Raw genomic sequence first — 16,710 nt, 5'->3', positions numbered from 1 at the left:
GCTAACAGGTTAAAATGTGACAACTTTCGTCAATTTGAGATCATTATGAAAAAAATTATTAGCGCAGTTATGATCCTTGGCGCCCTCAGCGCCTGCGCCGACCTTAAGCATGCTGGTCGCTCAATAGGTCACACCACCAAAGAAGTGACCACAGATATCGGTCACGCCACCCGTGACACCACCAAGGCGATAGGTCATGCCTCGCGCGATGCGGTCAAATCGGTCAAAGAAGACCTGAGCAAAGAAAATTAAATCGGCTTAGGCCTTAGTGGCTTTAAGTTAAAGATAAAGAGGGCATGTCTGCCCTCTTTTTTATTGGCTATTTCTAACTCAGCTTTAGACTCTATTAAGCAGCAACTAAGTAGCTCTATTAGGCAGCATTAGCCCGCATACCATGAGGCTTGGGCAGGCCGTTCTCATCCACGTTAACGAAGATCATCTTATCTATTGTCACCACAGGCAACCGAGTCGCCTTGTTACGCACCTCGCAGCAAACGGTGATGGAGCTGACCCCGGCGCTGATGAGCGCTAAGCCGAACTCAATCACATCCCCCTGGCGCGCCGGCGTCATAAAGTTGATCTCTGAGATGATCTTGGTGACTATGCTCTGGCTATTCATCTGACAAGCCGCGAAGATGGCCGCCTCCTCATCTATCCAGCTTAATAACTGTCCGCCGAACAATGCATTAGCCGGATTTAAATGTTCGGGTTTAATAAAGCGTCGACTGTAATATTTCATTTGGGCTCTCCCTGATAGACTCAGACGAAAGCGTTACAAGAAACAGACCAAGAATTAAACGCAAATAAAAACAATAGGTTAAATTTACACCTTCGGCACTTATCTCACTGTTTTAGTGCCCTTTGCACCAAGTTAACTCAGGCATAAAAAGGGTTTAGACATCTTAGCTTCATATAACTGCAATCTTAATTCATCAATTCTGTCATCTGGATACCTGACAATCAGGCCGCTTTATCTCAAATAGCGAACAATTTACTTCAACCCAATACGGATGATGAAAGTGATGATGATAAAAAGATTAGCTGCGTTGATCTCTTGCAGCCTAGTAACCATGGCCGCCAACAGCGCCGTGTTACCCAGTGTTCAGACAGACAGCCATTGGTATAAGGAAAGTGCCGAGCGGGTGTCAGACAAGGCCACACTAGAAACCAAAGCAAAGGCCAAAAACGTCATTCTATTTGTGGGCGATGGTATGGGGATCTCTACCCTGACCGCCGCGCGTATCTACCAAGGCCAACAGATGGCCGGTAACCAAGGCGGTGAAGAGAACTTCCTAAGCTTCGAGAAGTTCGACCATACCGCCCTGATCAAAACCTACAACACCAACCAACAGACTCCTGACAGTGCCGGCACCATGACAGCCATCGCCACGGGTGTTAAGTCTAAGGCGGGGGTTATCTCTGTTTCAGACCAGTCACTGCGCGGCAACTGCCTGTCATCTAAAGGCAACGAGCTGGTCACCCTGGTTGACCTGGCCAACGCTAAGGGCCTGTCTACCGGTGTAGTTTCTACCGCCCGTATCACCCACGCCACACCAGCGGCTACCTATGCCAACAGCCCTGAACGCAACTGGGAATCAGACGCCAACCTGCCTGCCGAGGCCGTGGCTAACGAGTGTAAGGATATCGCCTACCAGATGGTAATGCGCGATAAAGACAATGCCCTGACAGTCGCCCTGGGTGGCGGTCGCCGCGCCTTCATCCCTAACACTGTTACCGACGGTGAAAACAAGAAGGGTCAGCGTAAGGATGGCATGGATCTGACCAAGGCTTGGGTTGAGAACTTCGATAACGCCGCCTATGTGTGGAACAGCGAAGAGTTCGACGCCATCGATGTTGCCAACACAGACCACCTGCTGGGCCTGTTCAACTCGTCTCACATGGAATATGAAGCCGATCGCGCCGACGATGTAGGTGGCGAGCCTTCACTGACCGAGATGACTGAAAAGTCTATCGAGATATTGAAAAAGAACGACAACGGCTACCTGCTGATCGTCGAATCGGGTCGTATCGACCATGGTCACCACGCGGGCAACGCCAAACGCGCCCTGGCTGACGCCGTCGAACTCTCTAACGCCGTTAAGGCCGCGGTAGAAAACACCGACCCGGATGAGACACTGATCCTGGTTACCGCCGACCACAGCCACGTGTTCACCATCGCGGGTTATCCAAAGCGCGGTAACCCTATCCTTGGCCTGGTACATGGCGTAGACGGCACTGTTTCAACCGCCCTGGATGGCAAGCCATATACCACCCTAGGTTACACCAATGGTCCTGGCGCCGTTGTGGGTAATCGTGACGACCTATCTTCAGTCGATACGCAAGACAAAGACTTTATGCAGCAGTCACTTATCCCTATGGGTAGCGAGACACATGCCGGTGAAGATATCAGCCTGCACGCCACTGGCCCAGGCTCAAACCTGGTACAGGGCGTGATGGAACAGAACGTCATTTTCCACATCATCAACCAAGCCCAAGCGCTTGGCGGTACTAAGTATTAATTGGGAGCAACAAAATGAATAAGAAACTACTAGTACTGTCTCTAGCAGCCATTCTAGGCCTAGCGGCTTGTGGAAGCGACGGTGATAACGGTAAAGATGGCACCGCAGGTACGCCAGGTACCGACGGTAGCAATGGCACTAACGGCAAAGACTGGACCGGCGTTAACCAGTGGTATATCGATGGCCAAAACCGCGTCACTAAGGCGTCGGGCATGAGCAAGAACAACGAAACGGGCGCCGCCAAGAATATCATTCTGTTTGTGGGCGACGGCATGGGCGTGTCTACCGTGACGGCGGCGCGCATCCTCGACGGTCAGCTAAAAGGTCAGACAGGTGAAGAGAACTCACTCTCTTTCGAAACCCTGCCTCACCTAGGCCTGGCTAAGACCTATAACGTCGATGGCCAAACGCCTGACTCTGCCGGCACCATGACCGCCATGGTCACAGGTGTGAAGACAGACGTAGGTGTGATCTCTCAGGCTGAAGGCGTCGAGCGCGGTGTCTGTTCATCGACCTCGGGCCAAGACCTGGTCACCTCACTTGAGCTGGCCGCCATGGCGGGCATGTCTACCGGTGTGGTCTCTACCGCCCGTATCACTCACGCTACCCCTGCGGCGACCTATGCCCATGTGCCAGAGCGTAACTGGGAAGCTGACAGCAACCTGCCGGCCGAAGCCGTTACCAATGGCTGTAAAGATATTGCCGCCCAGATGCTGGACTTCAACGACGGCAAGGGGATCAACGTGGTTATGGGTGGTGGTCGACGCGCCTTCATCCCTAACACCACTGTCGATCCAGAAGGCAAGACGGGTAAGCGTAACGATGGTCGCGACCTGACCGCCGAGTGGATGGCGCAGTACCCTAACGCCGCCTATGTGACCGACCGTGACAGCTTCCTGGCCATGGACACAAGCACCACAGAGCACGCCCTGGGTCTGTTCAACTCGTCTCACATGGAATATGACTATGACAGAGTCGAAGATGGCGTCAAAGGCGAGCCTTCACTGGCCGAGATGACGGCTAAGAGTATCGACATTCTGAGCAAGAACGACAAAGGCTTCGTGCTGATCGTCGAAGCCGGTCGTATCGACCATGCTCACCATGCCGGTAACGCGGCCCGTGCCCTGCACGACACCATCGCCCTGTCTGAGGCAGTACGTGTTGCCATGGAGAAGACCTCGGCTAACGACACCCTGTTGATGGTGACCGCCGACCACAGCCACGTGTTCACCATCGCAGGTTATCCAACCCGTGGTAACCCTATCCTGGGTCTGGTTAAGAGCAACGACTCAAACGGTCAACCGTCTGTGACTAACTCTACCGATGCCAACGGCATGCCATACACCACTGTCGGCTATGCCAACGGTCTGGGCTTTGGCTCACTGGAAACTGGTGGCGACGAGCGTTACAACTACGCCGCCGAGCCTGGTCGTGTGGATCTGAACTACATCGACACCCAGAGTGCCGGTTTCCACCAGGAAGCCCTGGTACCGCTGGAAAGCGAAACCCATGCCGGTGAAGATGTGGCCATCTTCGCTCGTGGCCCAGGTGCAAGCCTGGTTGAGGGTACCGTAGAGCAGAATCACATCTTCCATGTGATGAACTATGCCGGTGACCTGGTCAAGAAGGCAGAAGCCGCCGCGGCGCAATAAGGCGCAGCGACTCGCAGCCTGACGCCTATGAAACTAGGCTGTCAGGCTGCTTATTTGGTTAATAGAGAAATATCAGTAGGTCTATTATGTCTCGCTCAACATTCAAGTCAGTCTCACTCTTCTTAGGCGTCACCGGCAGCCTGCTAATGGGCAACCTGCTCGTTGGAAAACTAGCCATGGCTCACGCTCAGTCAGACAGCCAGGGGCATCAGCATGCCGCCAGTACGCTGATCTGCGACAGCGCCGCTCAGCCAACACGCTTTCAAGCCAGCTATCAGATAACCGCTGGAAATGATGATAAGGCGCAAGCCCACCAGCTGATCCTGACCCGCTTCGACGACACCATCATCTATCAGCGCGGCCCGGTAAGCTATGAGGCCTGGCAGAAGAATGGCGAGTATGTACGCTACTTCCCCGAGCAGAAACGCTCTATCAGCTATCGCCGCAGCGATCTGCTGGCCCTTAATATTCATACGGATATCGACAAGCAGTTTCATCTGATCGCCCCCGCCGCCTTGAGCCAATTCGATAAGGGCGAGCAACATCAGGATGCCTGCTTTACCCAGCAAAGCTACACTCACAACAGCGACTCCCATAAGGGCAAAGCACAACCCCAAGGCAAGCAGCAGTCTCTGGAACTTGACTGGATAAACGAACTCCAGCTACCCGCCAGCCTGACCATTACCCAGGGCAAGCAGCAGCTTCACTATCAACTCACTAAACTGACCCCTATCAACAAGCAAGGCTTCGACCTGCTGATCTCGGGTTACCAAGATCTCGACTTTGCCGATGTGGGCGACAGCGAGTCTGACCCTTTCATCGCCAAGATGATCACCCAGGGCTTCATTCAACACGGTAGCTCAGGCTTCTACTCGGCAGACGGCAAACAGCTCGAGGGCGGCAACGACCATCATCACTAGTGATGCCAAGCACTTAGAGAGCTAACTTTTCCTTTAAGAGCGTTTTCTTGAAATAGTGTAAAAGTAAAAAAGCCATCCTGAGGATGGCTTTTTGCTTAATAGCTTCTGGCTTAGCGCTTAGCTGCGCACCGCTAGCCTTAGAGCAGCGACTTGAGCTTATCGATAAAGAGATCGATATCTTCACGGCAGATATCGGCGTGAGTGACCAGCCGCAGCGTCTTGCCCGGGCTGATGAGGATACCAGATGCCTTCAGTGACGCGGCCAGCTTGTCGATGGCGACACCTTCTGCCACCCGGGCAAACAGCATGTTGGTCTGCACCTCAGCGAGATCCACCTCGAACTCATCCAGACAGCTTAACTGCTCGGCCAGATAGCGGGCGTTTTCATGATCCACAGCCAGGCGAGATACCTGCTCGTTCAGGGCGATTTCACCGGCGACCGCCAAAATCCCCGCCTGACGCATGCCGCCACCTAGCATCTTACGCCAGCGGCGGGCCTTGTTGATCAGCCGCTCATCACCAAGCAGCAACGAGCCCACGGGGGCGCACAGTCCCTTAGAGAGACAGATAGAGACGGAGTCGAAATACTGGGTAATTTCGGCGATATCCAGGTTCTGGGCCACAGCCGCGTTAGCGATGCGGGCGCCATCTAAGTGGATTTTGAGCCGTTTGTTGAAGGCCAGCGCCTGAGCCTCGGCCAGATAGGACTGAGGCAGCACCTTGCCGCCTATGGTGTTTTCCAGACTCAGAAGACGAGTGCGGGCAAAATGGAAATCATCCGGTTTGATGGCCGCCTCAATATCAGACAGCAAGATGCTGCCATCAGGCTGATTGGTGAGGGGCTGAGGTTGAATGCTGCCCAGTACAGCCGCTCCGCCACCTTCGAACTTATAGTTGTGGGCCTGCTGACCACAGAGATACTCATCGCCACGATCACAGTGAGACATCAGCGCCAGCAGGTTGGCCTGGGTGCCCGAGGAGGTAAACAAGGCACTGTCGAAACCAAAACGCTCGGCCGCCATCGCCTCCAATCGGTTAACACTGGGATCGTCTCCATACACATCGTCGCCAACCTGGGCATCTGCCATGGCACGGCGCATCGCCGCCGTGGGCTGAGTTACTGTGTCACTGCGAAAATCAATCATCTTCCCCATCCTACTCATCTTAAAAATGATACACCGAGCGCAAATAGTACTCCTCACCGCCCGCCCTCGCTAGAGCCTGCCCTAACGCCAGCTGAGAAAATTATCATCAGGCGTCACCTACTCTTAGCTTTAACCTGAATAAACTAATAGGATGAAAACCCCAATTAGCGATTATTAAGGAAACAAACTACTAACAAGCCAAGATTTCCCAAAAGATAGAATTAAAAAATCTAATCCGAATTTTTCAAAAAATCTCGCTGTCATTTCCCGTGAGAGACTGGCAATATGCGCACTCTTTTTTCCCGACTGAATCGACAATGCAAGAAGCTGAATTTATCACCCTCCTCTGGCTCATCGGCATACTGGCCGAGGCCATGACAGGTGCGCTATGCGCCGGCAGAAAACAGATGGATCTGTTTGGCGTGGTCATCATAGGCTGTGCCACCGCCATCGGCGGCGGTACCCTACGCGACATCCTCCTGGGCAATTATCCCCTCATCTGGGTAGAGAATATCCACTACCTGCTGGCCATCGCCTTTGCCTCGCTGCTGACGGTTATCATCTCGCCCGTGATGCGCTATCTCTCCAAACTGTTTCTGGCCATAGACGCTTTGGGCCTGGCGGTATTTTCCATTGTCGGCGCCCAGAAGACCCTGCTGCTGGGCTTTAGCCCGACACTGGCTATCGTCATGGGGGTGGTCACCGGCGTCTTCGGCGGGGTGATCCGCGACATCCTCTGTAATCAGGTGCCGTTGATCTTCAAGAAGGAACTCTACGCCCTGGTCTCGCTGACCACCGCTAGCCTCTACATGCTGCTTCGCAGCTTTGAGGTGACCGAATGGATCAACCTGGCCATCAGCCTGAGTGTTGGCTTTAGCTTCCGCATGCTGGCCATTCGCTACCACTGGGGCATGCCCAAGTTCGACTATCAGCATGGCGATCACGGCAACCAGGACAGTCAGGCCCACTAAGAAAGTTGGCGCTCAGCCCTGAATTCAAGGTGACCGAGTGGGTCAACCTGGCCATCAGCCTGAGTGTCGGCTTTAGCTTCCGCATGCTGGCCATTCGCTACCACTGGGGCATGCCCAAGTTCGACTATTAACATGGCGATCACGGCAACCAGGACAGCCAGGCCCACTAAGAAAGTTGGCGCTCAGCCCTGATTTCAGGCACAAAAAAAGGTCGGCAAATGCCGACCTTTTTACTGTCAATCGAGCCAAGGCTTAAGCCGCTGGCGTCTCTTTGACATAGATATCCATCTGTGGATATGGAATACCGATATTGTTCTCGTCCAGCGCCAGCTTGATCTGCTCTAGGATCTCGAAACGGGCCGGCCAGTAGTCGCTACCCTTAACCCAAGGACGTACCACGAAGTTAACTGAAGAATCCGCCAGTTCGGTCAGTGCCACTGTGTAGGCAGGATCTTTCAGAATGTAGGCGTTGTTGTCCAATACCTGCTTAAGTACTTCCTTGGTCTGCTTAAGGTCGGCATCGTAAGACACGCCGATAACCAAGTCGATACGACGGGTTTCCATGGCTGAGTAGTTGGTGATGGTGCCGTTCATGATTGATGAGTTAGGCGCCACAATCACCTTGTTATCTGGGGTGCGCAGCTTAGTCGAGAAGATGGTGATCTCATCGACCGTACCCGCGATACCTGCCGCCTCGATGTAGTCGCCTACGCGGCAAGGACGGAAGAGCACCATAAGCACGCCAGAGGCGAAATTAGACAGCGAGCCCTGCAGCGCCAGACCAACAGCCAAACCGGCGGCACCGATAACGGCAACCAGAGAAGCCGTCTGAACACCGATCTGCCCAAGCGTGGCGATCACTGTGAAGACAAACACCAAAGCCCAGGCCATGTTAGCTACGAAAGAGACCACAGTCTTGTCGATCTTACGCTTATTCATCAACTTAGTAGTAAGCTTCTTAGCCACATTAGCCAGGTACTTACCAATAATAAAGATGATAATGGCGAAGACCACCTGCAGACCATAGGTCACGATCAGCTCAGGCGCTTGCTCGATATATTTATCCAAATTTTCCATGTAACGCTCCCTAATAAAATGGACCAGTATTACCTGGCCTCAACCATAAACTCGACTCTACGATTCAATGCCCGCTCGCCTGGACCCAAGTTATCGGTCACGGGCTGACTGGCGCCTTTGGCGACTATCGACAGTCGCTCCGCCTTAACACCGTAATCTTGTACAAAAATCTGTTTCACCCGCTCTGCGCGCTGGCGTGACAAACTAAGATTCACCGCCTCGCTGCCTATATTATCCGTGTGCCCGACCAGGGTGAGCCTTGCATTTGCATCACTCGCGCTAAGAAAGTCGCGCACTTTGGCCAGCTGCGGCCACTGGTCGATACTCACCTCGGCACTGGCGAAGGCAAAGTAGACGCGCACGACATTGGACTCGCCTATCGGCCTCTTAACCTGCTCGTCTTGCTTATTCTGTCTGGCTTGCCCATTTTGGGCTGTCTGAGCGGCCGGTTCACAAAAGCTCAGCAGCTCTCCCTCGGGCGCGATGCAAGCTATTTCATCTCGCCTTATCTCGCAGCCCTTGGCATCGACCACGGCATTGGGGCGAGAGTGCGGGCAGGCATCTTTACTGTCTGGCACGCCATCTAAATCGCTATCGACCCAGCCAAGAGCCAGCGCGGCACCACTGATGCAGAGGCCGCAGACAACACAAATTAAGCCTAGGCTCAGCTTAGTGGCAAACGAACTGCTTCTAACCGGCATTTTGCGGGCATAGACCCTTGGGTCACTCATATCTGTCATATAAAGCACTCATGCCACTCTCTCAAACAACTAACTCAAGCAGAGCTATCTCAAGCAGAGCTATCTCAAAACGCATGAAAAACAATCAAATATAAAGATGCAGACAGGGATACATTTTATATCCTTCTGCCTGCATCTCCAATATAAGAATATCTATCTAGTGAAATTAATTCTCATTTTGGCCATCACCTAGCCGCCGCGTGCACTCCCCTAGTTAAGCCTTCGCACGCTGCCCATAAAACTTAGATCTTGCCCAGTCAAAAAGCCAGTTAAAGATAATGGCATAGAAGAAAAACACCACTAAGAAAACCGCCTCCAGCATCAAAGATTGCCATATGGTGATCCCCAGAAACCAAGCCACCACAGGCACGGTCACGAAGACTAATCCACCTTCGAAGCCCAGGGCATGCACCACCCGCAGTTTAAGCGAGCGCTTGGTACGATCTTCACCGAAATAGTTGTCGAATCCCAGGTTATAGAAGTAGTTCCAGGTGACGGTATAGAGGCTAAGACCAATACCGACGGCGGCCATCTCACCCACACCATGGCCGGTGAACCAGATGGCGATGGGCACCACTAAGGCCAGGGCAAAGATCTCAAAAAGCACCGAATGTAGAATTCTCTCTATAGTAGACATGGTCGTCGCTCCGCAAATTTAACTTGCGACCATTTTTATCCATATTTATGATACATAAAAGTTAGATACCATCTCATTTTACGATATGCCGACACTCGAGCAGCTACAACTCTTTCTGGCGACTGTGGAAACCGGTTCCTTCTCTGCGGCCGCCCGGCGCCTCAACAAGGTGCAATCTGCGGTGAGCCAGCAGATCATCAACATGGAAATAGATTGCGACAAGCAGCTGTTCGACCGCAGCGGCCGCTATCCTGTGTTGACCCCGGCCGGTCAGACCCTGCTGCCCCAGGCCAAGGCGGTGATTGCCCAGCACCTAAGGCTGCAATCCCTCATAAGCTCGCTGGACGCCGGTCTGCCGCAGCAGTTTCGTCTGGCGATCGATGAAGGGGTCCCCTTCTCCGAGCTCAGCCAGCATCTCAACCTGTTTGCCGACAAATACCCCCTGATGCAGCTCGAGCTGCGCATGCTGCCCAGCAAGGAGATCATCGAGCAGGTGAGGCAGCAGAACGTCGACATGGGGGTGATCTTTAGCGAAGAGATCTATCCCCAGCAGATAGACTTCGAATCTTTGGGGTCGGTGAAGTTTGAGCCTGTGGTCAGCCCTAATCACCCGCTGGCCAAGGCGGAGACCAACAACCTCGACCAGTTGAAGCTTCACCGTCAGCTCACCATAGGCAGCAAGCAGACGCAGCAATCGAGCTTTCAGGCGGAGCACTCGCCTCAGCTCTGGCTGGCCGACAGCTACTACGCCCTGCTAGATCTGGCCAAGTCAGGCTTCGGCTGGACACTACTGCCGGAGCACCTAGTACAGGACGCCCTGGCCCAGGGGCAGCTGTGCCCGATTCCGCTGAATATGGAGCAGATGGGCTGGATTGCCAATGTGGATCTGATCCAGCACAGCAGCGTCAACCAGGAGGTGAGTCAGGTGTTCCGTCAAATCTTAAGCGCCGCCATCGCCTAATCGGACTAAGACGACCTATTCGCGGTGCAGCTGAGGTAGGAGAGCGAGGTTGAAGAAAGTAGATAGGAGAGCTGAGATAAGAGAGCCGAGTTAAAAGATAGGCGTGGCGAGCCGGAAGACTCGCCAGCGATGAACCAGCTATTGGCAGATACTCTTGAGTAGCAATCTAATTAGCGAGCGAGGCCTGCTGATACCAGTGGCTCCAGGCAGGTCTGGCATGGATTGCCAGCTGAGACTGCATCCCCTCTAACAGGCGGATCAGCAGCGCCCTGTCTTCACTCTTGCTGGAATAGAACAAAGGATCGTAGAAGCAGCGACGCTGCAGGGGTTCAAGCTGAGTATCGAAGCCGCGATCCACACCGGAGACACAGAGATCCCGCGCCTTGAGTTGCAGCGCCAGGGCCGCCTCGTCTTCCAACAGATGCGCCACCGGTCCCATGAGAAGAATAAGTGCCAGACGCCCCGGCGGATTCTTCTGCCAGTGCTCCAGCTCACCCGACTTGGCACCCACCAGCAGCTGCTGCCAATGACTCAAGGTCTCCTGGCTAAGCTCCTTGGCCTCGACGCCTTCGCCCTTCTCATAGTGGTGAAACCACTGCTGTAAAAACTGTTCCACGCTGCCCCCTAGATACGATTAAATCATGAGTTTAAAAAATCCTGGTCGAGGCAGCATAACACCAGGCCAGCGGTGGAATAACTAGGACTTTGGTCGAAGGAAGGTGCAAATGCGCCCCTGGCCGCGCCACCCGGGTCACACTTCTTAGTGATGGGACAGTTTTCAGGCTAGAAGCATTAGCCTCGAAATGCCGGCAAGAAACTACAGAGACTGACTGTAGAGAGAAATGATAGAAAGTAGGAGATTAAAAAAGCGGCCTGTTGGCCGCTTTCATCTTAACTCTTAGCTCATAGAGAGGCTATTTCGCCTCTTTCTGTGGTGGGTAGTTAAGCATCATGGCCGCTACCGCCTTGTTGACCACCTCGACGCGCTCCTCTGGGGTGCTCTTGTCACGAATGGTATCGGCCACAGAGCCGCGCCAGATAAGCTTACCCGTCTCTTTGTTGATCATGTCCAGCACCAGGGTGCCCACCTCATACTCACGTACCGTGGTCTGGGTGTGAACGCTACCGCCCCAGCCCCAACCCGGGCCATAGTAGTAAGGGTCATAACCGAAGTTTGTATTAAAGGTATCGACATTGATCTTCTTGTCGACCTTAGTGAAGTAGTTCACCAGCACGTCGGCGTTGTCCGCCTCGACCTTGCTGATCCCCTTCATCTGCAGCTCACGGTCTACCGCCTCGCGAACACGCTGATCCATCAAGCCATCTAAGTTGTAGGTGGTATCGTCAGTCTTCTTCACCACCCATGCATAGCTCTTCACATCATCGAAGTTAACCTTGGGATCATAATCAGAGCTGGTTTTCAGTGTGCTACAGGCCGACAGGGCAAGTGCAGCGGCTAAGATAATCACCTTTTTCATAGACTCTCCAGCATGTTTCAGGCATGACTTAAACAGGAATTTATCCTAAAGCTTACATAGCAAACCTCTGTTCTACAACTCTTCTTTATTGTAAATAGCGTTTCGTTCAGCTTGACTTCAGCAAAAGCCTAAATGATAATTATTATCAATTAGTGTTATATGAGATCTGTCCCATGACTTGGTTTATCACAGCATTTGTTATCGCCAGCGCCATCTTCATGTTTGCCCCTAAATCTTTAGCCACGCCCATGGCGGAGAGCCCCAAGGTAAAGACCTCCCAGTGGGTGCTCTTTACCCTGCCCCTGCTGGCCTTGGTCATCATGATGATCGCCATGGCGAAGGGCTATAGCTCGAGTCATGCCAGCATCGCCATCGGCTTCGCCCTCACCGCCTGCAGTGTGGCCATCAGCCGTTTTCACCGATTCATTCTCCCCTGCGCCGCCTACACAGGCCTGTCGCTACTGATGTTGGCGCTGCAGTACCTCTAGTCTCTAGGTTTCGCTAAAAGGGTTTTCGCTTAAAGAGTTTTGCTCACTGATTGCGCCAGCTCGCCCGGCGCCTTGGGATGTTAGGGTCTGTTGACCTTTCCTGTTTGTTTTTGCAGCATTTTGTAGGGCATTTATACCAGGCAGAGGCCTGTGTAGTGGTTCCTATAAACCAGAGTGACATGAACGGACGATAACGCCGTTGAAATGGCCTACAAAAGCTGCCCGAAGGGTTCATCTAAACTCGCCTTGCCCTGTGTTGCGTGCTATTTGCATAGAATACTATGCGCCACAGCGCGCGCCTTGAGCAAAACGCGTTTAGATTGAACAAAAATTAAACCTGAAAGATAAACAGACCCTAGTACCGATACCTCCCTGCATTTGGTATCGATGCTTATCCATGACCACCCTTGGGTGGTCTTTTTTTTCGTATCTAAGAATTACTCCTCCCACAAGGGAGTTTCAATTTGATAGACTCAGGGTATCTTAGTTAAGTGTGTGACAGATGATGAGAATCGATCCCAATATTGCCCTGGTGTACAGCACTGATGGCGGCAAAATCGACCAACCCAAGGAAACCAAGGCCATCCCAGAAGGCGATGGCATAGTGCGCATTCATAAAGACAGCAAGGGCCGCAAAGGTAAAGGCGTCTCTGTGATCAAGGGCCTTGGCCTGGACGAGAAAGAGCTCAAGGCACTGGCGCAGAAGCTGAAGAAACAGTGCGGCTGCGGCGGCACGGTAAAAGAGTTCAACATAGAGATCCAAACAGACAACAGAGAGCAGCTGAAGACACTGCTGGAAAAACTGAATTATCAGGTGAAACTGGCGGGTGGTTAACCCATTGGAGCGCTAGATGGATAGTTTGCAAAATCATTTACTCATTGCCATGCCCTCGCTTAAGGACACCTTCTTCGAGCGCAGCGTGATCTACCTGTGTGAGCACAACGAACAAGGCGCCATGGGGCTGATGATAAACCGCCCCATAGGGGTCGATGTCAATGAGCTGCTCAGGCAGATGGAGCTGGATGATTTTCACACCATAGAGAGCATCAACAGCAAAGTCTTGGTAGGTGGCCCCGTGGGGCAAGAGAAAGGCTTCGTGCTGCATACGCCGCAGCCACAGTGGAGCAACAGCCAGCAGATCAGCGACGATCTCATGCTCACCACCTCAAGAGACGTGCTCACCTCCCTGGGCAGCAAAGAGGCGCCCGAGCAGTTTATCGTCGCCCTCGGCTACGCTGGCTGGGGCCGTCATCAGCTGGAACAGGAGCTGGCCGACAACACCTGGCTCTCCATCCCGGCCAATACCGACCTCATGTTCAACACAGATCATGAGAGCCGCTGGCAGAAGGCCACAGAATCATTGGGCTTCGACATCTGGCAGCTCTCCTCCCAGGCCGGTCACGCCTAACAGTAAAGGATAAAATTCACTATGAGTTCAGCAAGTGTCTTGGGCTTCGACTTTGGCACCAAGAGCATAGGCGTCGCCATCGGGCAGCAGATCACCGGCAGCGCCACCCCCCTCGCCTCCCTCAAGGCCAACGACGGCATCCCCAGATGGGAAGAGATAGAGGCGATCATCAAGGAATGGAAACCCGACCTCATCGTCGTCGGCCTGCCCCTCAACATGGATGGCACAGAGCAGGAGATGACCCAGCGAGCCCGCAAGTTCGCCAACCGCATCAGCGGCCGCTTCGGCGTCAAGACCGCCACCCAGGATGAACGCCTCACCACTGCCGACGCCAAGGCTAGGCTGTTCGAGATGGGCGGCTACAAGGCCCTGTCGAAGGGCCAGGTCGACTCCATGTCGGCGGTACTGATCATCGAGAGTTATTTCGAGAATCTCTATTAAAATTTGAACGTTCGATGGCGGCCAAACAAGGCCGCTTTTTGCTGCGCGGAAACTCGCTCTCTGAGTTTTTCTCTGGTTGTAGCCCGTACCTTCATGACAGTTTCGATGTCATTTGATGGCCAACCGTTACAGTTTTGAATTGCTTGCAGCAGGTGCGGTGCAAGGATGCACCAATGTCGCGAACACAGGGATGTGTAAGAGTGACCTCTTTGTGTATCGGAAAGTACACAACCAAACCTTAGTTTGTTCCTAAGCAAGGCTAATTGCAGCGTTAACCGTAGCTGTTTTGAATTGCTTGGCAGCAGGCTTTTTGTGCAGATACACCTGTGAGACGCCGACTCTTTGTTTATGGAGAATAGTCCCTTTAGGCTCTGCCGAAACATCTGATGTGAATGGACTCACGAATGCCGCAATGACATGGATGTCAAAGAGCGCCCCTGTTTCGGAAGCTCACCGGCGTATCTACACCCAGTTATCCATCTCTTCGATTTTAAGGTATGGGAAGTTTCAGCCAGAACAAATCTGATTTAGGTATTTGACTCAGTCCCATCATCATATTAAGACTCACCACTGTAGAGACAACACCCTAAGCAGCAGCGCGATTAGCCTTTGCTGACTTTGCTTGATATGCCTTTGGCATTTTCGGCAATCGACTCTGATTGTTTATCAATAGCCTTTTCCAGATGTTGTAACTTTACATCCAGAACATCTACCTTTCTCTCCAAAGTATTTACCGATAGCACAGAGCTTTTAACATCAGAGACATCAGATTCAATGCTTTTTATTTTCTCGACTGCGACAGATATTTCTTTCTTATTTTCAGCAATATCGGTTTTCACCGAGATAAGGGATGAGAAATATCCAATAACACCTGTTAAAGCCATACTTACTAATAAAACGCCCCAACTATTGAAATCAAAAGAGTGACTACTACCACTTGGTAAAGCGGGGCTTTGTGGTTGAATATAGTTCTGCGCAGGCGTAGCTGTAGATGATGAACTAGTATTAGCATACGGAGGCGTAGTTGATGTATTAATCATTTTATCAACGCCTCTATCTCACTCTCAGAAATTCTAGGAGCGTATTTTTGTGAGATTTTCAAAAGTGTTTCGAAGTCAAGATGCTTACCTTGAATTGGCGTGTTATTAATGTCTCTTTGGATAAAAATACCTTTTTCGACTCTTCCATCTGTAACTGCTTCTGCCGCATTTATTTCGTGTATATCATTAATTTTATAGCCGAAGGATTCACTTATTTTATTAAATCGTAAGCTTAATTCTTCCGCACCATCTGCTGCACCAGAGAAAAATTTATTTCTAAGAGTTCTAACAGCTGTATTATCTTGATGAAAGTAACGTGCAACCATTCCAAAGCGGATTACTTCTTGCTTTGATGTTATTGCTTTTGTCAGGCCAGCCACTTTAGAGTTGAAGTCTTTTAGTAAATCGATATTCGACTTCTCATCATTGGTACGCTGTAAAATAAAGTCTATTCTTGACCTTGAAATATTACAGGTATATTCCTTCCTTTCTGAACTCAAGATCATAACGGGAAGCTCGACAGGAAGTTCTCGTGGAACAGGTATCATTTGAGGCATGGCATCAAATATGTTAAGCATTTCAGAGTTTAACGTGGAAAACTCTAGATCTGGACGACTCACTATATCTCTAAGAAAATAAGCAAATTGTAAAGAGATAATCCTAGTTTTCATCGTCGCTCCATCTTTGAATAGGTTTTAGGCATAACATTTATTAGTGCTCATTCGCGTTTACTGCATTAGATCAGTAAGATCTAGCATCACTAAGTATCTATATTAAAAAGAACTTATCAGATTAGTATCAAATATGCCATCCCAAAAAACGCGCATGCGCGTATACCAAAACTACCACCGCGCCAGAATCAAGGTTAACACCTTGATTAATTTAAAGTTTATCTTTAATTTCATTAAAAAAACGCACAGATTTCGACTTGAAATCACCCAAAAGTCACATCATTTAAATACGACTGTATACCTGTCCAGTTTCAACTACTCGTCATGAGTTGCTTCAAATAAGCAAAGATGCGCTAAATCTTTCCCATCTATCAGCAACAAATGAAGTCAAATCGAAGAGATAATTAACCCGGTGTAGATGCATCTGCGGACGTCGATGGCAGGGATGCCATCGTCGAGCCTCCACGGATGATGAGATGGACACCTCTTGTGAAGTCGGCGTCAAAAGCGCCATATTGAATTTGCACGTTCAATATCAACAAAAGGTGTCCACTATGAAAG

At 51.5% G+C, this 16,710-nt stretch carries 20 protein-coding genes; 11 read left to right on the top strand and 9 right to left on the bottom strand.

All coding sequences use genetic code 11. The annotated features are described in order from the left end of the window. Positions 1-45: 45 nt before the first annotated feature. Positions 46-252 carry a hypothetical protein gene (locus AYI87_RS14380; RefSeq protein ID WP_144203256.1) on the top strand — a complete coding sequence of 69 codons (207 nt, stop codon included), beginning with the start codon at positions 46-48 and terminating at the stop codon, positions 250-252. Between the two features lie 118 nt (positions 253-370). Here the strand turns inward: AYI87_RS14380 and AYI87_RS14375 are convergent, their stop codons facing one another. Continuing rightward, complete coding sequence (locus AYI87_RS14375) at positions 371-739, bottom strand: acyl-CoA thioesterase (protein WP_011864961.1); 369 nt, start codon at positions 737-739, stop codon at positions 371-373. A gap of 283 nt (positions 740-1,022) precedes the next feature. Here AYI87_RS14375 and AYI87_RS14370 point away from each other — a divergent pair, with 283 nt between their 5' ends. The 3 genes from AYI87_RS14370 (at position 1,023) to AYI87_RS14360 (ending at position 5,091) form a co-directional block, all read left to right on the top strand. Continuing rightward, entirely contained in the window at positions 1,023-2,519 is a 1,497-nt protein-coding gene (locus tag AYI87_RS14370) for an alkaline phosphatase (RefSeq protein WP_144203254.1), read from the top strand. A gap of 14 nt (positions 2,520-2,533) precedes the next feature. Continuing rightward, positions 2,534-4,171 (top strand): alkaline phosphatase, encoded by a 1,638-nt coding sequence (locus AYI87_RS14365; protein ID WP_144203252.1) that lies wholly within the window; start codon positions 2,534-2,536, stop codon positions 4,169-4,171. 86 nt (positions 4,172-4,257) lie between these two features. Next, positions 4,258-5,091 carry a hypothetical protein gene (locus AYI87_RS14360; RefSeq protein ID WP_144203250.1) on the top strand — a complete coding sequence of 278 codons (834 nt, stop codon included), beginning with the start codon at positions 4,258-4,260 and terminating at the stop codon, positions 5,089-5,091. Positions 5,092-5,228: 137 nt separating this feature from the next. Here the strand turns inward: AYI87_RS14360 and ltaE are convergent, their stop codons facing one another. Then, entirely contained in the window at positions 5,229-6,236 is a 1,008-nt protein-coding gene (gene ltaE / locus AYI87_RS14355; protein ID WP_144203248.1) for a low-specificity L-threonine aldolase, read from the bottom strand. Positions 6,237-6,553: 317 nt separating this feature from the next. Between ltaE and AYI87_RS14350 the strand changes: the two genes are divergently transcribed. Together AYI87_RS14350 and AYI87_RS14345 are read left to right on the top strand one after the other, a co-directional pair. Continuing rightward, the gene (locus AYI87_RS14350; protein ID WP_011864956.1) at positions 6,554-7,207 is read left to right on the top strand and encodes a trimeric intracellular cation channel family protein; all 654 of its coding nucleotides are present in this window, start codon (positions 6,554-6,556) and stop codon (positions 7,205-7,207) included. A 5-nt stretch (positions 7,208-7,212) separates the two neighbouring features. Next, positions 7,213-7,338, top strand: coding sequence for a hypothetical protein (locus tag AYI87_RS14345; protein ID WP_409928976.1), 126 nt, complete (start codon positions 7,213-7,215; stop codon positions 7,336-7,338). A gap of 121 nt (positions 7,339-7,459) precedes the next feature. On the opposite strand, the gene AYI87_RS14340 is transcribed toward AYI87_RS14345, so the two are convergent. The 3 genes from AYI87_RS14340 to AYI87_RS14330 all read right to left on the bottom strand — a co-directional run bounded on the left by AYI87_RS14340 (position 7,460) and on the right by AYI87_RS14330 (position 9,661). After that, complete coding sequence (locus AYI87_RS14340) at positions 7,460-8,284, bottom strand: mechanosensitive ion channel family protein (protein WP_144203246.1); 825 nt, start codon at positions 8,282-8,284, stop codon at positions 7,460-7,462. A gap of 29 nt (positions 8,285-8,313) precedes the next feature. After that, positions 8,314-9,024, bottom strand: coding sequence for an OmpA family protein (locus AYI87_RS14335; protein WP_144203244.1), 711 nt, complete (start codon positions 9,022-9,024; stop codon positions 8,314-8,316). 214 nt (positions 9,025-9,238) lie between these two features. After that, on the bottom strand, positions 9,239-9,661 hold the full coding sequence (locus AYI87_RS14330; RefSeq protein WP_144203242.1) for a PACE efflux transporter: 423 nt from the start codon (positions 9,659-9,661) through the stop codon (positions 9,239-9,241). Positions 9,662-9,746: 85 nt separating this feature from the next. Between AYI87_RS14330 and AYI87_RS14325 the strand changes: the two genes are divergently transcribed. Continuing rightward, positions 9,747-10,622, top strand: a complete 876-nt coding sequence (locus AYI87_RS14325) for a LysR family transcriptional regulator (protein ID WP_144203240.1) — start codon at positions 9,747-9,749, stop codon at positions 10,620-10,622. A 166-nt stretch (positions 10,623-10,788) separates the two neighbouring features. Here the strand turns inward: AYI87_RS14325 and AYI87_RS14320 are convergent, their stop codons facing one another. Together AYI87_RS14320 and AYI87_RS14315 are read right to left on the bottom strand one after the other, a co-directional pair. After that, on the bottom strand, positions 10,789-11,238 hold the full coding sequence (locus tag AYI87_RS14320; protein ID WP_144203238.1) for a DUF924 family protein: 450 nt from the start codon (positions 11,236-11,238) through the stop codon (positions 10,789-10,791). 298 nt (positions 11,239-11,536) lie between these two features. After that, positions 11,537-12,100 carry a DUF4136 domain-containing protein gene (locus tag AYI87_RS14315; RefSeq protein ID WP_144203236.1) on the bottom strand — a complete coding sequence of 188 codons (564 nt, stop codon included), beginning with the start codon at positions 12,098-12,100 and terminating at the stop codon, positions 11,537-11,539. 173 nt (positions 12,101-12,273) lie between these two features. On the opposite strand from AYI87_RS14315, the gene AYI87_RS14310 reads away from it, so the two are divergent. The 4 genes from AYI87_RS14310 to ruvX all read left to right on the top strand — a co-directional run bounded on the left by AYI87_RS14310 (position 12,274) and on the right by ruvX (position 14,438). Further along, complete coding sequence (locus AYI87_RS14310; RefSeq protein ID WP_144203234.1) at positions 12,274-12,588, top strand: hypothetical protein; 315 nt, start codon at positions 12,274-12,276, stop codon at positions 12,586-12,588. 505 nt (positions 12,589-13,093) lie between these two features. Then, on the top strand, positions 13,094-13,423 hold the full coding sequence (gene yciH, locus AYI87_RS14300) for a stress response translation initiation inhibitor YciH (protein WP_011864948.1): 330 nt from the start codon (positions 13,094-13,096) through the stop codon (positions 13,421-13,423). Between the two features lie 16 nt (positions 13,424-13,439). After that, positions 13,440-13,997: a YqgE/AlgH family protein gene (locus tag AYI87_RS14295; protein WP_144203232.1), complete on the top strand. Its 558-nt coding sequence runs from the start codon at positions 13,440-13,442 to the stop codon at positions 13,995-13,997. Positions 13,998-14,018: 21 nt separating this feature from the next. Then, complete coding sequence (ruvX, locus tag AYI87_RS14290) at positions 14,019-14,438, top strand: Holliday junction resolvase RuvX (RefSeq protein WP_144203230.1); 420 nt, start codon at positions 14,019-14,021, stop codon at positions 14,436-14,438. A gap of 602 nt (positions 14,439-15,040) precedes the next feature. Here ruvX and AYI87_RS14285 read toward each other — a convergent pair. After that, positions 15,041-15,478 carry a hypothetical protein gene (locus tag AYI87_RS14285; protein ID WP_144203228.1) on the bottom strand — a complete coding sequence of 146 codons (438 nt, stop codon included), beginning with the start codon at positions 15,476-15,478 and terminating at the stop codon, positions 15,041-15,043. Next, positions 15,475-16,149 (bottom strand): hypothetical protein, encoded by a 675-nt coding sequence (locus AYI87_RS14280; RefSeq protein WP_144203226.1) that lies wholly within the window; start codon positions 16,147-16,149, stop codon positions 15,475-15,477. Before AYI87_RS14280 ends, AYI87_RS14285 begins: the two co-directional genes overlap by 4 nt. Between the last annotated feature and the right edge of the window lie 561 nt (positions 16,150-16,710).

The organism is Shewanella sp. KCT, assembly GCF_007636505.1.
In the GTDB taxonomy this organism is placed as follows: domain Bacteria; phylum Pseudomonadota; class Gammaproteobacteria; order Enterobacterales; family Shewanellaceae; genus Shewanella; species Shewanella halotolerans.
The sequence above is the reverse complement of the archived record's forward strand: the minus strand, read 5'-3'. Positions and strand labels throughout refer to the sequence as shown.

Excerpts from the sequence above, each read along its gene's own strand:
- AYI87_RS14280 (WP_144203226.1), bottom strand. The coding sequence starts at position 16,149 with ATGAAAACTAGGATTATCTCTTTACAATTTGCTTATTTTCTTAGAGAT.
- yciH (WP_011864948.1), top strand. The coding sequence starts at position 13,094 with ATGAGAATCGATCCCAATATTGCCCTGGTGTACAGCACTGATGGCGGC.
- AYI87_RS14325 (WP_144203240.1), top strand. The coding sequence starts at position 9,747 with ATGCCGACACTCGAGCAGCTACAACTCTTTCTGGCGACTGTGGAAACC.
- ruvX (WP_144203230.1), top strand. The coding sequence starts at position 14,019 with ATGAGTTCAGCAAGTGTCTTGGGCTTCGACTTTGGCACCAAGAGCATA.
- ltaE (WP_144203248.1), bottom strand. The coding sequence starts at position 6,236 with ATGATTGATTTTCGCAGTGACACAGTAACTCAGCCCACGGCGGCGATG.
- AYI87_RS14380 (WP_144203256.1), top strand. The coding sequence starts at position 46 with ATGAAAAAAATTATTAGCGCAGTTATGATCCTTGGCGCCCTCAGCGCC.
- AYI87_RS14330 (WP_144203242.1), bottom strand. The coding sequence starts at position 9,661 with ATGTCTACTATAGAGAGAATTCTACATTCGGTGCTTTTTGAGATCTTT.
- AYI87_RS14315 (WP_144203236.1), bottom strand. The coding sequence starts at position 12,100 with ATGAAAAAGGTGATTATCTTAGCCGCTGCACTTGCCCTGTCGGCCTGT.
- AYI87_RS14365 (WP_144203252.1), top strand. The coding sequence starts at position 2,534 with ATGAATAAGAAACTACTAGTACTGTCTCTAGCAGCCATTCTAGGCCTA.
- AYI87_RS14335 (WP_144203244.1), bottom strand. The coding sequence starts at position 9,024 with ATGACAGATATGAGTGACCCAAGGGTCTATGCCCGCAAAATGCCGGTT.
- AYI87_RS14295 (WP_144203232.1), top strand. The coding sequence starts at position 13,440 with ATGGATAGTTTGCAAAATCATTTACTCATTGCCATGCCCTCGCTTAAG.
- AYI87_RS14340 (WP_144203246.1), bottom strand. The coding sequence starts at position 8,284 with ATGGAAAATTTGGATAAATATATCGAGCAAGCGCCTGAGCTGATCGTG.
- AYI87_RS14310 (WP_144203234.1), top strand. The coding sequence starts at position 12,274 with ATGACTTGGTTTATCACAGCATTTGTTATCGCCAGCGCCATCTTCATG.
- AYI87_RS14370 (WP_144203254.1), top strand. The coding sequence starts at position 1,023 with ATGATGATAAAAAGATTAGCTGCGTTGATCTCTTGCAGCCTAGTAACC.
- AYI87_RS14285 (WP_144203228.1), bottom strand. The coding sequence starts at position 15,478 with ATGATTAATACATCAACTACGCCTCCGTATGCTAATACTAGTTCATCA.
- AYI87_RS14360 (WP_144203250.1), top strand. The coding sequence starts at position 4,258 with ATGTCTCGCTCAACATTCAAGTCAGTCTCACTCTTCTTAGGCGTCACC.
- AYI87_RS14350 (WP_011864956.1), top strand. The coding sequence starts at position 6,554 with ATGCAAGAAGCTGAATTTATCACCCTCCTCTGGCTCATCGGCATACTG.
- AYI87_RS14375 (WP_011864961.1), bottom strand. The coding sequence starts at position 739 with ATGAAATATTACAGTCGACGCTTTATTAAACCCGAACATTTAAATCCG.